Source organism: Amycolatopsis benzoatilytica AK 16/65 (genome assembly GCF_000383915.1).
GTDB classification, from domain to species: domain Bacteria; phylum Actinomycetota; class Actinomycetes; order Mycobacteriales; family Pseudonocardiaceae; genus Amycolatopsis; species Amycolatopsis benzoatilytica.
This window is the reverse complement of record NZ_KB912942.1, coordinates 6839708-6853374: the sequence shown is the minus strand read 5'-3', so window position 1 is coordinate 6853374 and position 13667 is coordinate 6839708. Positions and strand designations below refer to the sequence as shown.

15 protein-coding genes are annotated in these 13667 nt (G+C 69.5%); 10 read left to right on the top strand and 5 right to left on the bottom strand.

Features of this window, described 5'->3' with window-relative positions; translation table 11 throughout:
* The first annotated feature begins 37 nt into the window (after window positions 1–37).
* From AMYBE_RS0131910 to AMYBE_RS0131900, 3 genes are all read left to right on the top strand, one after another.
* Complete coding sequence (locus AMYBE_RS0131910; RefSeq protein ID WP_020663458.1) at window positions 38–1828, top strand: sodium/solute symporter; 1791 nt, start codon at window positions 38–40, stop codon at window positions 1826–1828.
* A 52-nt stretch (window positions 1829–1880) separates the two neighbouring features.
* Window positions 1881–2225, top strand: a complete 345-nt coding sequence (locus AMYBE_RS0131905) for a rhodanese-like domain-containing protein (protein ID WP_034287431.1) — start codon at window positions 1881–1883, stop codon at window positions 2223–2225.
* Window positions 2226–2801: 576 nt separating this feature from the next.
* A complete protein-coding gene (locus tag AMYBE_RS0131900) occupies window positions 2802–3683 on the top strand; it encodes a DUF4328 domain-containing protein (protein ID WP_034289498.1) in 882 nt (293 codons plus the stop codon).
* Window positions 3684–3768: 85 nt separating this feature from the next.
* Here AMYBE_RS0131900 and AMYBE_RS0131895 read toward each other — a convergent pair whose 3' ends face one another.
* Window positions 3769–4371, bottom strand: a complete 603-nt coding sequence (locus AMYBE_RS0131895) for a TetR/AcrR family transcriptional regulator (protein ID WP_020663455.1) — start codon at window positions 4369–4371, stop codon at window positions 3769–3771.
* A gap of 195 nt (window positions 4372–4566) precedes the next feature.
* Between AMYBE_RS0131895 and mca the strand changes: the two genes are divergently transcribed.
* Complete coding sequence (mca, locus tag AMYBE_RS0131890; RefSeq protein ID WP_020663454.1) at window positions 4567–5382, top strand: mycothiol conjugate amidase Mca; 816 nt, start codon at window positions 4567–4569, stop codon at window positions 5380–5382.
* Window positions 5383–5559: 177 nt separating this feature from the next.
* On the opposite strand, the gene AMYBE_RS0131885 is transcribed toward mca, so the two are convergent.
* Window positions 5560–6714 (bottom strand): cytochrome P450, encoded by a 1155-nt coding sequence (locus AMYBE_RS0131885; RefSeq protein WP_020663453.1) that lies wholly within the window; start codon window positions 6712–6714, stop codon window positions 5560–5562.
* Between the two features lie 77 nt (window positions 6715–6791).
* Between AMYBE_RS0131885 and AMYBE_RS0131880 the strand changes: the two genes are divergently transcribed.
* The 5 genes from AMYBE_RS0131880 to AMYBE_RS0131860 all read left to right on the top strand — a co-directional run bounded on the left by AMYBE_RS0131880 (window position 6792) and on the right by AMYBE_RS0131860 (window position 10332).
* On the top strand, window positions 6792–7667 hold the full coding sequence (locus AMYBE_RS0131880; protein ID WP_020663452.1) for a DUF5926 family protein: 876 nt from the start codon (window positions 6792–6794) through the stop codon (window positions 7665–7667).
* A gap of 102 nt (window positions 7668–7769) precedes the next feature.
* A complete protein-coding gene (locus AMYBE_RS0131875; protein ID WP_020663451.1) occupies window positions 7770–8123 on the top strand; it encodes a DUF952 domain-containing protein in 354 nt (117 codons plus the stop codon).
* Window positions 8124–8248: 125 nt separating this feature from the next.
* Entirely contained in the window at window positions 8249–8800 is a 552-nt protein-coding gene (locus AMYBE_RS0131870; protein WP_425386963.1) for a SigE family RNA polymerase sigma factor, read from the top strand.
* The gene (locus tag AMYBE_RS0131865) at window positions 8797–9627 is read left to right on the top strand and encodes a hypothetical protein (protein WP_020663449.1); all 831 of its coding nucleotides are present in this window, start codon (window positions 8797–8799) and stop codon (window positions 9625–9627) included. Before AMYBE_RS0131870 ends, AMYBE_RS0131865 begins: the two co-directional genes overlap by 4 nt.
* 120 nt (window positions 9628–9747) lie before the next feature.
* On the top strand, window positions 9748–10332 hold the full coding sequence (locus AMYBE_RS0131860; protein WP_020663448.1) for a dihydrofolate reductase family protein: 585 nt from the start codon (window positions 9748–9750) through the stop codon (window positions 10330–10332).
* Between the two features lie 65 nt (window positions 10333–10397).
* Here AMYBE_RS0131860 and AMYBE_RS0131855 read toward each other — a convergent pair whose 3' ends face one another.
* The 3 genes from AMYBE_RS0131855 to AMYBE_RS0131845 all read right to left on the bottom strand — a co-directional run bounded on the left by AMYBE_RS0131855 (window position 10398) and on the right by AMYBE_RS0131845 (window position 13147).
* A complete protein-coding gene (locus AMYBE_RS0131855) occupies window positions 10398–10949 on the bottom strand; it encodes a ferritin (protein ID WP_020663447.1) in 552 nt (183 codons plus the stop codon).
* Window positions 10950–11101: 152 nt separating this feature from the next.
* Entirely contained in the window at window positions 11102–12286 is a 1185-nt protein-coding gene (locus tag AMYBE_RS0131850; RefSeq protein ID WP_020663446.1) for an arginine deiminase, read from the bottom strand.
* 51 nt (window positions 12287–12337) lie between these two features.
* Entirely contained in the window at window positions 12338–13147 is an 810-nt protein-coding gene (locus tag AMYBE_RS0131845) for a CPBP family intramembrane glutamic endopeptidase (protein WP_020663445.1), read from the bottom strand.
* Between the two features lie 23 nt (window positions 13148–13170).
* Here AMYBE_RS0131845 and AMYBE_RS0131840 point away from each other — a divergent pair, with 23 nt between their 5' ends.
* Window positions 13171–13638 (top strand): PPOX class F420-dependent oxidoreductase, encoded by a 468-nt coding sequence (locus AMYBE_RS0131840; RefSeq protein WP_020663444.1) that lies wholly within the window; start codon window positions 13171–13173, stop codon window positions 13636–13638.
* Window positions 13639–13667: the final 29 nt, after the last annotated feature.

Genomic DNA, 13667 nt, shown 5'->3' with positions numbered 1-13667 from the left:
CACCCCGAAATCGCGCGGCCGTGCGAGGATTCACGCCGTGCAGCTGACCCCGTGGACGTTGACCAGCCTCGTGCTGGTCGCCTTCGCGACGTTCTACCTCGGCTTCCGCTCGTCGCACGGGGCGACCAGCACGCACGACTTCCTCGTCGCCCGCCGCACTGTCCGCTCCAGCCGCAACGCGGCGGCGATTTCCGGCGAGTACCTGTCGGCGGCGTCGTTCCTCGGCGTCGCGGGCATCGTGCTCAAGGAGGGTGCCGACGCCACCTGGTACCCGATCGGCTTCACCGCCGGCTATCTCGCGTTGATGCTCTTCGTCGCCGCGCCGCTGCGCCGGTCCGGCGCGTACACGCTGCCGGACTTCGTGGAGATGCGGCTCGGCTCGCTCGGCCTGCGCCGGTTCGCGACCGCGGGCGCGGTGTTCATCGGGATCCTCTACATGGTCCCGCAGCTGCAGGGCGCCGGTCTGACGATCGCACAGATCATCCCGGTGCCGGCGTGGGTCGGCGCGCTCGTCGTCATCGTCCTGGTGACCGCCAACGTGACGCTCGGCGGAATGCGCGCGATCACCGTGGTGCAGGCATTCCAGTACTGGCTCAAGCTGTTCGCGATCGCGGTGCCGACGTTCGTGCTGTGCATGGTTTTCTTCTCCGGCGGCGGCCCGGGCGGCGTGCGTGCGCTCGGTGCGCCCGCGCCGCCGGTGTTCCCGAAGACGACCACGGTGACGGTGGAAACCGACGTGACCCTGAAGGTCACCACCGAGACGTTCTTCTACGCGCACGGTCACATCGACAACGGTCCGGCGGGCGGCCTGGCGCGCTGGTCGCCGCTCGTGCCGCACAAGGTGTCCGCGGGGACCACGCTCGAATTCGAGGCGGGCACGCCGGTGCCGGTGGTGAGCGACGCGCCCGCGGCGAATGATGCCTGGCTGCACCCGGCGTCGAACAACATCAGCGACCTGCTGCAGACGTACTCGCTGATTTTCGCGCTTTTCCTCGGCACCATGGGCCTGCCGCACGTGCTGGTCCGCTTCTACACCAACCCCGACGGCAAGGCCGCGCGCCGCACCACCGTGCATGTGCTGCTGCTGCTTGGACTGTTCTACCTGTTCCCGACGATGCTCGGCGCACTGTCGCGGATGTACGTCCCGCAGCTGCTGGTCACCGGCAACACCGACGCGGCGGTTCTGCTGCTGCCGACCGCGATCTTGCCCGGCTGGGCAGGCCAGCTGCTCGCCGCGGTGACGGCGGCGGGCGCGTTCGCCGCGTTCCTGTCCAGCTCGTCCGGCCTGCTTTCCAGCGTGGCCGGCGTGGTGTCGACGGACCTGCTGCCCGGCCGGGTCAAGGACTACCGGATCGCGACGCTGCTGGTCGCGGTGTTCCCGATGGCGCTGACGCTGATCCTGCGCACCGAGGACATCTCGCTGTCGATCGGGATGACGTTCGCGCTGGCCGCGTCGACGTTCAGCCCGCTGCTGCTGCTCGGCATCTGGTGGCGCAAGCTCAGCTGGCCGGGCGCGCTGGCCGGAATGGTCGTCGGCGGCGGGACGGTGCTCGGCGCGCTGGCCTACAACATCGTCTGCGGGTACACCGGCGACCCGATGCCCTGGTACACCGTGCAGCCCGCGCTGATCTCGGTCCCGGCGGCGTTCCTGATGACCTACGTGGTCAGCCGGCTGACCCGGTCCGGCCGCCCCGAACTGGTGAACGACATCATGCTGCGGCTGCACGCGCCGGACCCGCTCGGGCTGATGCGCGACCGCGCCGTCGCCCGGTTCGGCCAGGCCGAGGACAAGGCGCGCGCGGCCCGGGGACGCCACCGCAGGGCGTAGCGGTTAGCGTTCCTCACACTCGCACAACGTCACGACATGGGAGCATGGAACTGTGGTGAGCCCTGCTGAACTGCCGACCGCCGAAGTCCGCGACCTTCCCGCGGACGTCGCTTTGCTCGACGTCCGCGAACACGACGAGTGGGCCGCCGGCCACGCTCCCGCCGCGGTGCACATCCCGCTCGGCGAACTGCCCGCGCGCGTCAACGAACTCGCCGGGTTCCCCGAAAACGACCCGGTCTACGTCATCTGCCGCTCCGGCGGCCGCTCGGCGCGCGCCGCGATGTGGCTGAACGCCAGCGGCTGGGATGCCGTCAACGTGGCGGGCGGCATGGGCGCGTGGGCAAGCGAAGGCCGCCACATGGTGAGCGAAAACGGCACGGACCCCGAGGTTCTCTGACGGATGCCTGCTGCCCAGTCTGTTCCCGGAGCGCCGGAACCCTCGAACTCCGCGCCGGTGCCTGGCACCGGGGCCGGGGCGGGTCCGGGGGCCGGTGGACCGGGCGGCTCGGGCGGCTCGGGCGGCACTGTGGCGGGGGCGGCTGGTGCCACTCCTTCTGGCCCTTACGGCGCTGGCCCGACGAACGGGCCCGCTTCCAGCCGGAACGGAATGACGCCGACAGCCACTGCCGACGCGTTCGTCCCACCGGATGCGTCGGCGCAGCACTTTCCGCCGCACTCCGCGCAGCCAGGTCCTTGGGCCCCGCCGCACTCCGCGCAGCCAGGTCCCTGGGGCCCGCCGCATCCCGGCGCGGTCCCGCAACCGGGCCAGCACCCGCAAGCCGGTCCTCATCCGTACGCCAACCCGTACCAGCCCCCGCCGTCGCCGTATCCGCACTACCCGGCGCAGGCCTACCCGCAGTACCCCGCGTACCCGCGCCCGTTCACCGCCGCGCCGCAGGGTGCTGTCTACCCATCCGCGCGCCCGGCTCCGCGGCCCTCGCAGCCCGCTCCGCCCCCGAAACGGCCCGTCAGGCTGCGCTGGGTCGCTTCGCCGCCGCCGAGCGCCGCACGTCGGCATCGCGCGGCCCCGGCTGAGCCCTACTCCGGCCCGCCGTCCTACCCGGTCCCGCCGCGCTGGGGGTTCCCGGACCTCACCTGGCGTCGTCCGACGGCCGTGCCCGGCACCGCGTCCAGCGTCGTCCGGCCGATCGACCGCATCCCCGTCCTGGCGCGCAGCCTCTGGACGATCCTCTGGACGTTCGTCGTCCTCGCCGTGGCCGCCGCCGGAGCGGAGAGCTGGCGATACGCGCTGCTCGTCGAAAGCCGCGACTCGGCCCTGAACAGCCGGGTCGTCGAGTTCTCCGACGCGTTCGTCATGCTCGCCGGGCTGCTGACCACGATCTTTTCGCTGCTTCCGGCTGGACTGTCGATGTGGTGGCTGCTGGTCGCCCGCCAAGCCGCGGCCGGCGAAGCTGGCGAGGCGCCGCCGCGGCCGACCTGGCAGGTGCTCGTCGGTCTGCTGGTGCCGTTGGCGAACCTGCCGATGGCGTTGTCCGTGGTCGGCGAACTGGAGCACGCGGTACTGCGTCGTCCCCGCGACGAGCGCCCGAAGCCCTCGCGGCTCGTGCTCGGCTGGTGGGGCGCCTGGCTGGCGAACTGGGTCCTGGTCGTTGTGACGATCATCTGGCGGATCCGGCCGGGCGTGCAGGCGATGGCCGACAGCGTGGTGCTCGTCGCGCTCACCGACCTGGCGGCGGCGGCGCTCGCGATCCTCACCGCACTGGTCATCCGGCGTTTCTCGCGTCTGCTGACGCCGATCGCGCCGGAAGGGTTGCGCGACTTCCGGGTGCTGAAGATCGAAGGCGCGCCGGCACCGGAACTGCGTACTGCTCGTCCGGTCGGGGCGGCCCGCTGACCACCGCGTCTCGCGACTGTGCGAAACGGCACCACGACACCAAGACCCCGGCGCGACACCAGGACGTCAAGCCGCCGCTCCCGGATCAAAGATCCCCGAGCGCCGGTTCCAGCTGACTGAACGCGACCCGCGCCGATTCCCGGACCCGTTTCATCAGCTCCGTCAGCCCGACGTCCTTGCCGGTCAGGTGCCACACGTCGTCCAGCAACAGCCGCAGCACCGACGTGAGATGCGCCGCCGAGGCGCGGACCAGCATGTCCTGGTGGGGATGCCGGTCATACAGCGCGGCGCAGAGCTGGTTCTCCCGCTCGGTGTGCATGTCCATGAGCGCGGACGAGAGCCGCTCGCTCTGGCGCACCATGTGCACGAACGAGAGGTCCGCGAACCCGAGCAGTGCACTCTTCTCGTCCAGTTCGGCGAAGAATCCGTCCCGCACGGCGACGAGCGCGGGCGTTTCGGGCTGAGCGCGGACGAGGTTCGCCGGCCAGTCCGCGAACTCCGTCCGGATGTCGAAGACCAGGTCTTCCTTCCGGCTGAAGTGGTTAGTCACGGTCATCTTGGCGACCCGCGCCGCCTCCGCGACCTCGGCGATCGTCACCTGGTCGAACCCGCGCCGCATGAACAGCCTGGTCGCCACCGAGGAGATCGCCTGCCGGGTCTCCAGCTTCTTCTGTTCTCTGAGGCTCACCCAGCCATCTTACTAGGTCGAACCTAAATTTGTGCTTGACCCATTCACTGGGTCCGACCTAATCTCAGGTTCGACCTAATGAACTGGCAGGCGGCCTGATGACCACCGCACGCGCGCCGGCGTCCGCGGCGGACTGTGTCGCCGCGGCGGGGTGCTGATCCTGGCCGCCGTCTTCTTCCGGAAAGGAGCCCGTGCATGACGCTGCGACTTTTGGCCGTGCACGCCCACCCCGACGATGAGTCGAGCAAAGGCGCCGCGACCCTCGCGCGCTACGCGGCCGAAGGGGTAGACGTCCTGGTGGCCACCTGCACCGGCGGCGAACGCGGCGAGGTGCTCAACCCGAGTGTGGACCGCGAAGAAGTCCGCCGGGAGCTGCCCGCCATCCGTCGTCGCGAAATGGCGGCCGCGGCAAGGATTCTGGGCGTCCGGCAGACGTTTCTGGGACATGTCGACTCCGGTCTGGAACAGCCTTCCCCGGACGGGAGTTTCGCGCGGCTCCCGTTGCCGGAAGCAGTGGAGCCCCTGGTGCGATTGATGCGGGAGTTCCGTCCACAGGTCGTGGTGACCTATGACGAGACCGGAGGTTATCCACATCCCGACCACCTCCGTACCCATGAAGTCGCGACTGCCGCGTTCGACGCGGTCGACGACGGGACGCCGCGGAAGCTCTACTACCTGGCGACGTTGAGCCGGTCGTGGTTCGAAGCCATCCACAACGCGACCCTGGCGGCTGGAGAGGAGTCGATGATGGGTCCGGTGCTGGCGGAGTTGCCGCCGAGCGACGTGCTGAGCGTTTCCGCGCGGATTCGATGCGAGGAGTACTTCGAGGTGCGGGACGCGGCGTTGCGGGCGCATGCCACGCAGATGGATCCGGGGCACCCGTTTTTCGCGCATTCCCGGGAGATCGAGCGGAGGGCTTGGCCTTGGGAGGACTACCACCTGGCCCGGGTGAGCGGTTCGGTCGCGGTGGCGGCGGAGATGGAGGAGGACTTGTTCGCGGGGTTGCGGTGAGTGCCGTCTTGAGCCGGCTTGCTGTGCGGTGGGCGGTGGCTCCGCCTGCCGGGCACCGAGCGCCCGCCGCTCCGGTTCGTGAAGGGAACATTGAGGGAATCAGATTCCCTCAATGTTCCCTTCACGGCCGTCGGGTGCTCGTTTGCGGAGCAGCGCGGCCAGTCCGGCCGCCAGCGCTCAAACAGTCACCGGCAGCGCCCGGAGTCCCCGGATGACGAACTCCGGCCTCCGTTCCGGCTCCGCCGCCAGCCGAAGGCCGGGCAGCCGCTTCGTCAACGCCGTCAACGCGGCCGCGATCTCCACTCTCGCCAGCGGAGCTCCGACGCAGTAGTGGATCCCCATCCCGAACCCGAGGTGTGCGTTCGGCGATCGACCGATGTCGAGCCTGTCCGGCGAGTCGAAGACCTTCGGGTCGCGCGCGGCCGCGCCGAGCAACGCCCCGATCTTCGAGCCCTTCGGCACCGGAAAGCCCGCGATCTCCACGTCTTCGGTCGCCGTTCGCTCGAACAGCTGCAGCGGCGAGTCGAAGCGGATCAGTTCTTCTACCGCGGAGTCCAGCAACTCCGGCTCGGACTTCAGGCGTTCCCACTGGTCGTGGTGGGTCAGCAGGGCCGTCACCCCGTTGCCGATCACGTTCACGGTCGCCTCGTGGCCCGCCATCAGCAGCAGCACCGCGGTCGCGACTACCTCGTCCGCCGTCAGTTCGCTCGCGATCAGGTCCCGGACGATGCCGCTCGGCGCTTCGTCCACCACCTCCCGCAGGTAGGCCACGAAATCCGCGGCTGCCTGCTCGGCGGCGTCCCGGCCGTCCTCGGAGAGGCCGAACTCGTACATCTTGACGATCGCGTTGCTCCACGTCACCAGTTGCGGTCCGTCCGCGGCCGGGACGCCGAGCAGCTCCGCGATCACGGCCACCGGCAGTGGCTGGGCCAAGTGTTCCAGCAGGTCAGCGCTGCCGTCCGCGTCGATCTTGGCGGCCAGCGCGTCCACCATGGACTCCGCGAGTCCGGCGACCATCGGACGCAGCCGCTGCACATGACCGCGGCCGAATTCGCCGGCGATGACCCGGCGAAGGCGCGAGTGCGCGGGCGGTTCGTTCTCCAGCAGCGAGTTGCGATGCAGCAGGTTGAACGACGCGAACCGCTCCAGCGGCTGGGCGTCGGTCCAGATCCGGCCCAACGCCCGGTTGCGCAGCACGGCGGCCGATGCGGCGTGCGAGACGGCGATGGCGATGCCCAAACCGTCGTGCTGGTGCACCTCGCCTTCGGCGCGCAGAGCGGCGAAGGCGGGATACGGGTCGGAGAGGAAAGCAGGATCCTGAGGGTCGAACACGCGCCGACTCTAACCCGCGCGTCCGCGCGGCCAGCCCCTTCGATAGCGTTTTCCCGTCGAGCTCCGAGGAGGCTGAAGTGGGTAAGGGCGCGCGTAAGAAGGGTCCCACGCCGGACCGCAAGCCGAAGGTGCGCGACGTCTTCGTCGGCCAGCCGTTCGAGGGCCTGGCCGCCGAGCCGGAGCTGATCGCGTTGCGCGAGTTCGTCCCGTCTGCCACCGCGAAGCTCACGCTCGCCGAGGGCGGCGACGTCACGCTCGGCACCGTGCTGCCGATGGCGGCCGCCGCGTTCGTCCGGTCGGACGGGCAGCGGTTCCTCGGTCTGCAGGTTCAGACGCGTTCGTCGGACATCAGCCGCGACCTCGGCCGTTCGCTGCGCTGGCTGCTCGACGCCGAACCCGGCGACGTCCTCTCCGTGCCGGACACCGCGTCCCCGACCGACCCCGACGAGCACAACCGGCTCCAGGACCTGCTCGTGCCGAGCGCGGAACTGGAAGTCGAGTTGCACACCGACTTCGCCTGGTGGCTGCCCGAGGACGCGGACGCGACCGGTGACGTCGCGGTGTCCTTGGAGCGCGCGAACGCGGCTATCATGCCGACCGAACGGCTCGGGACTGGTGCCTACTGGGTGCTCGCGGGCGAGAAGGCGCACCTGCGCTGGGTTCGGCCGGAACCGGAGAACCTGCTGCTGCAAGCGCTTGCGCGGCTGTCCGCGGCGGGCACGCTCAGCCTCGGCGAGGGGACTCGCTACGCCGGGTCCTTCCGGGCGCACGGCCTGCTGGTCCCGGTCTGGGACCTCGACCCCGAGGCGCATGCCCGCGAGTGGGCCGAGCCCAAGGATCAGCTCGGCGCCCGGCTGGACGAGTCGCTCAAGTCGCTCGACGCCGAACCGCTGAACGCCGCCGAGCGGCGCGCCCGCGACGGTCTGATCGGGCGGCAGCTCACCATTCGCTGACTTAGCCCGCTGGTGGGCAGCTCAAGCCGAGTTGTCCACCAGTCGGGCCTGAATTGTCCACAAGTGCACAATTCAGGCCCGGTTCAGTGGGACGATCGCCGCGTGATCCTCCACATCTGCACCCGCGACGAGTGGTCCGCGGCGTCCGAGGCCGGCCAGTACCGGGCGGCGTCGCTCGACGACGTCGGGTTCATTCACTGTTCCGATCCGGGCACCGTCGCGCTGCCGGCCAACGCGCTGTATCGCGGCCGCACCGACCTGTTGCTGCTCGAGATCGACCCGTTGCTCGTCGAGGCGCCGGTACGCTGGGAGGACGGGGTGCCGCCAGACCCGGGCGGGATCCGGTTTCCGCACGTTTACGGCACGATCCCGCGAAACGCGGTGGTCGCGGTCCACGATTTCCCCGCTGGCCCGGACGGCACGCTGGCGCTGCCCGAGTCGCTTTCGGTGCGCTGACCCCTGGTTGTCCGCGGCCGGTGAAGGCCGAGGCGGAGGCAGGACAACCTTCGGGGGCGCTCATGCGTGATGGGGATGACGAGGAACCGTCGCACGACGTGGTCATCCAGGGAGGGGGCGAAACGGTGACGGCTGCCGCGCCCCTGATCGCGGAAAGCGATCCGGCCTGGACCGGCCGCCGGGTGGCTGCCGTCGCCGATTTCGGGGACTTCGTCCAGGAGGCACTGCCCGGACTGCTGCGCTACGGGCATGTGCTCACCGGGAATCCGCACGACGCCGCGGACCTCGTCCAGACCGTGCTCGAGAAGATGGGCGCCCGCTGGTCCTACGTGCAGCAGAAGACTGGCGACCCGCTCGCGTACGTGCGCCGTTCGATGGCGAACGCGCATGTCAGCCGATGGCGGCGGACCCGGCGGGAGAACCTCGTCGCGGACCTGCCGGACACCAGTCCGTGCGCGCCGCAGGATCCCTTCGAGCACGAGCCGTTGTGGCGGGCGCTGCGGGACCTCCCGCCGCGGCAGCGCACGGTGATGGTGCTGCGGTACTACGAAGGACTGTCCGAAGTGGAGATAGCCGAAGCGCTGGGCATCAGCCAGGGGACAGTGAAGAGCCAGGCGAGCAAGGCGATCGCGTCCTTGCGGACGAAACTGCGGCAGGCGGAAGGAGGCGAGGGATGAACGAGCCCGGCGAGCTGGAACAGCGGCTGCGTGCCCTGTTCGCCGACGACCGGCTGACCGTCGAGCCAGCCGACGACGCAGCGGCCGTCATCGTGGCGGGAGCGCGTCGGAGGCGCCGCCGCCAGCGGGCGTTGACTTCGGCGGCGGGGGCGGCGTGTGCGCTCGCGGTGGTTTCCGCCGGTCTGGCGGTGGTCCAGTTGCGCGGTGAGCACGCGACGGCCGACCTGTCCTCCCGCGCGGTCAGCGCGCCGACGCCGCTGGCGTCTTCGCCGGTGCCGGAGCCGACGTCCAGCGCCGCGTCGTCGGCGGAACAAGCGCCGGTCGAGCCGTCGGACACCGAGGAGAGCGACCTGCCGGTCCCGCCGGCGCGGCCGCCTCGCCACTCGACGCCGGTTCCGACTTCTCAGCCGACGTCGAAGGTCGTCGCCGGAACGCTGGTGACCGCCGACGGGCTCGGCGCGGTGAAGCTCGGCATGACCGAGAAGCAGCTCACCGACCAGGGCGTGCAGCTCACCCCGGTGAAGGAGTCGGGCAGCTGCACTTACTACGACGTCGCCGGGGCTGGGGTTCCGGCCGCTACCGCCGTCGTATCGGCGGACAAGGGCGTGGTCTCGGTGAAGCCGGACGGGGCCGCGCACACCCCGGAAGGCGTCGGCGACGGATCGTTGAAGGACCAGGTGACCTCGACGTATCCGGGCACCTCGGAATCGTCGTCCGAGCTGGTGTCGCCGACCGGAGACCAGGGCGCGTACCACTTCACGCTGAACTCGGACGGAGCGGTGCAGGGCGTCGAGGTCCGGGCGAAGGCGCAGGACTGCGCCGGCTGACCGCACCGATCGGGCGGCCGGAGAAAGAATCTCGCCGGCAGATGTCGATCCGGCCGGGTGCCGCTCGTGTAGCGGGTGCCGGGCCGGTCAGCGGTCCGCGAAAGCGGAAGGACATCTCCGATGCGTTCGATCAATGTCACCCTCAGCATCACCCTGGACGGTGTAGTGCAGGGTCTCGGCCGCCGCGACGAGGACACTCGCGACGGGTTCGACTTGGGCGGCTGGGGCAACGGCTACTCCGACGACGTCATGGCGCGGGAAATGGCGAAAGGAATGAGCCGTCCCGGGGACATGCTGTTCGGCCGGCGCACCTGGCAGGACTTCAGCGCCGCGTGGTCTGGCCGGACGGACGGGAATCCGTTCACCGCGCACATGAATCCGGCCAAGAAGTACGTCGTCTCCAGAACGCTGGCGGACGCGGACGGCTGGCAGAACTCGGTGCTGCTGCGCGGGTCCGCGGCGGAAACGGTGGCGGAGCTGAAAGCCTCGCCAGGCAACGATCTTTCCGTTATCGGAAGCGTTTCGCTGGTGCGTTCGCTGCACGCGGCCGGCCTGCTCGACCGGCTCACGCTGCTGATCCACCCGCTCACGCTCGGCCGGGGTGCCCGGCTTTTCCAGGGCCCGGCTCCGCTGACCAAGTTTTCGCTCGCCGGAAGCGTCGCGACCACGAAGGGCGTGCTGATCGCGCACTACGAACGGCGATGAGGTTGTCCACAGGCAGAAGCCCGGTTGTCCACACTGGGGACAACCGGGCTTCTGCCGAGTTTCGCTTACAGCGCGCCGCCCGCGACCGGGGGCATGCCGGAGTCCGCACCGCTGTCGCCGACAGCTTCGCGGTGCAGGAACTTCTCGATTTCGTACACGTTCTCGCCGGCCCGCTGGGCGACGGTGAGCAGCGTGGACATCTGCGAGATCTCCTCCACCTGTTCCTTGAGGAACCACTGGGTGAACTGCTCGCTGATGTAGTCGTCCTCGGCGCGCGCGGCCTTGGCCAGCGCGGAGATGTCGGCGGCGACCTCCTTCTCCTGCGCCAGCGCGAGCTCGATCAGCTCGATCGGCGCGGAGAACTCGTTGCGCACCTCGCCGGTGCCGGGGATCTCGACGTGGTGGTCGCGATCGAGCATGTACTGCACGAGCGCCATCGCGTGATTGCGTTCCTCGACCGACTGCCGGTAGAAGTGCTTCGCCAGCTGCGGCAGGTCCTCGTTGTCGAACCAGACCGCCAACGCGATGTACTGCTGAGCGGCGTTGAACTCGTTGTGGATCTGCGCCTGCAGCAGTTCGTAGAACTTGGAGCGTGGTTCTTTCTTCGTAGCGGCCATGTCCCTCACCGTACGTCAACGGCCGAATGCTTTCCACTTTGGCCTGGTGATCTACACCCCAGGAGGGCTACCATTCCTCAACAAGGAAACACTTATTTCGGTTAGCCTTCCCTTAATGATATCGAACTTATTAAGGAAAGGCTAACTTCGGCTCATCGCGGATCTCGGCGCACCGGGCAGGACATGCAGCGCGGGCCGCCGCGGCCGGAGCCCAGTTCGGAGCCGGCGATCGCCAGCACCTCGATTCCCGCGGCGGCGAGCCGTTCGTTGGTCTCCACGTTCCGCTCGTACCCCACGACCACGCCCGGGGCCAAGGCCAGCGTGTTGTTGCCGTCGTCCCACTGCTCGCGCTCCGCGGTCACCGGGTCGAGGCCGGTGTCGATCACGCGCAGCCGGTCGATCTCCATCGCTTCCGCGGCCGCTTCGAGAAATGGCGCCGGACCGGCCACTTTCACGCCTCCGTCGCCGGTCGGTTTGAGCGTGAACGCGGTCAGCGAATGGCGCGCGAGCGGATACATCACGACCGCATCGACATCGACCATCGTGCATACCGTGTCGAGATGCATCGTCGCGCGCGATTGTTCGATCGGCACCGCGACGACGGTATGCGCGAGTCCGTCGGCGAATACCGAGCGGGCCAGCGATTCCGCGCCCGCCGGGGTGGTGCGTTCGCCGACGCCGATCGCGACCACGCCGGGGGCCAGCAGCATCACGTCGCCGCCTTCGATCGGCGCGGAGTGCGCGCCGTACGCGCGGGCGGCGTGCCGGAACCGAGGGTGGTAGGCGTAAATCAGATCCAGCAGCGCGGTTTCCCGCCGGCGCGCGGGCATGGTCAACGACGAGATGGCGACCCGGTCGCCGATCCACACCGACGAATCGCGGGTGAACAGCAGATTGGGCAACGGGTCCACGGCGAAATCGTGCGGGCCGTGCATCATCCGCACCAGCGAGACGCCTTCGGCGGACGGCAGTTCTTCGAACGTCATGCCGGCCATCAGGACTTCGGCGAGCTCAGCGGCGTCGACGCTCGTCAGGTGCGACCGCAGCGAATCGGCGAGATCGTTCCCGAGCCGGCGGTTGTCCACCGCCGCGTGGACGCCGGCCGCGTGCGCGCGCTGGTCTTCCAATGCGGTGCGGAGAACGTCGGCCAGCAGCAGCACCTCGACCCCGCGTCCGCGCAGGACTTCGGCGAACGCGTCGTGCTCCTCCTGGGCCCGGTCCACCCACGGGATCGAGTCGAAGAGGAGTTGGTCGTTGTTGCGGGGAGTGAGCCTTTTGAGCTCGTTTCCCGGCCGGTGCAGCAGAACTGCCCGAAGAGGCCCGACTTCGCTGTCCACCCTGGGTGGTGCCGTCATCTCGCTCACGAACCGGAGCCTAATGAGCGGGCATCACGGGAGCCAGGAAAGCCGTCCTTTCAGCAACGAATAGCCGACGAAGGACACCACATCGAACAAAGTGTGCGCGGCGATGAGCGGCCACAGCCGGTTGGTCCGCTGCCAGAACCGGCCGAACACCAGGCCCATGACGAGGTTTCCGACGAAGCCGCCGAACCCCTGGTAGAGGTGGTAGGAACCGCGCAGCACCGCCGCGCCGAAGAGCGACGCGTTCTCGCGCACGCCCAGTTGCCGCAGCCGGGTGAGCAGATAGCCGATCACGAGCACTTCTTCGGCGAAAGCGTTGCCGAACGCGGAAAGCGTGAGCGCGATCGGCCGCCACCACGTATCGCCCAAAGTGGACGGTTGGACGGCCAGGCTGAAGCCGAGGTGGTAGGAGAGGAAGTACAGGGCGAGACCGGGGATGCCGATCAGGGCGGCCAGCCCGAGCGTGCGCAGCGCGTCGCTCTTGACGCGGCGGGTCAGGCCGATGTCGCGGAATTTCACCCCGGCACGCCACAGCAGGTAGAGGCCCAGTCCGCCCCAGGCGACCAGCTGGCCCGCGCTGAGTACCTGCTTGAGCAGATCCAGGAAGCTTGCCGCGGCCTGCGGGACGTTGAGCTGGGCCTGCTGCTGCGCCAACGGGATCGGCCGCAGCAGGGAGTCCACAAGGGACAGCAGGCTGCGGACGCCGGACAGGCCGAGGGTGATGCCGAAGACCAGCCAGAGCTCGATCTTGACCGCGCGGCGTTCGGCGGGGTCGGTGATCTCGGCGGGCGAGGCCGGGAGGGCCGGGCGGAGCCAAGAGCTGGCGGTGCTGCGCATGGACGCACGCTACCGTCGGGGTCATGCCTAGGACTATCGCCACTAACACGAAGGTCGAGCGGGACGAGCTGGTCGAGTTCCTGCGGTCGCGGCACCGGGCGATCCTGGTGACCACCCGAGCGGACGGGCGGCCGCAGCTGTCGCCGAACACCTGCGGGGTGGACTCCGAGGGGCGGATCGTCATCTCCACCTACCCGAAGCGGGCGAAGGCGGTGAACCTCCGGCGCTCGCCCGCGGTGTCCGTGTGCGTCCTGTCCGACGAGTGGAACGGGCCGTGGGTGCAGGTGGACGGGACGGCCGAGGTGATCGATCTGCCGGAGTCGGTCGAGCCGCTGGTGGAGTACTACCGGAGCATCTCGGGGGAGCACCCGGACTGGGACGAGTACCGGGAGGCGATGCGGAAGCAGGGGAAGAGCCTGATCCGGGTCACGATCGAGCGGTGGGGGCCGATCGCGACCGGCGGGTTCCCCGCGGAGCTGGCGGAAGACTGAGCGCTCTGCGCGCCGACCCGGGTTTGCTG

Coding starts and splice junctions, on each gene's coding strand:
- mca (WP_020663454.1), top strand. CDS start 4,567: ATGACGCTGCGACTTTTGGCCGTGCACGCCCACCCCGACGATGAGTCG.
- AMYBE_RS0131865 (WP_020663449.1), top strand. CDS start 8,797: ATGAACGAGCCCGGCGAGCTGGAACAGCGGCTGCGTGCCCTGTTCGCC.
- AMYBE_RS0131860 (WP_020663448.1), top strand. CDS start 9,748: ATGCGTTCGATCAATGTCACCCTCAGCATCACCCTGGACGGTGTAGTG.
- AMYBE_RS0131855 (WP_020663447.1), bottom strand. CDS start 10,949: ATGGCCGCTACGAAGAAAGAACCACGCTCCAAGTTCTACGAACTGCTG.
- AMYBE_RS0131845 (WP_020663445.1), bottom strand. CDS start 13,147: ATGCGCAGCACCGCCAGCTCTTGGCTCCGCCCGGCCCTCCCGGCCTCG.
- AMYBE_RS0131840 (WP_020663444.1), top strand. CDS start 13,171: ATGCCTAGGACTATCGCCACTAACACGAAGGTCGAGCGGGACGAGCTG.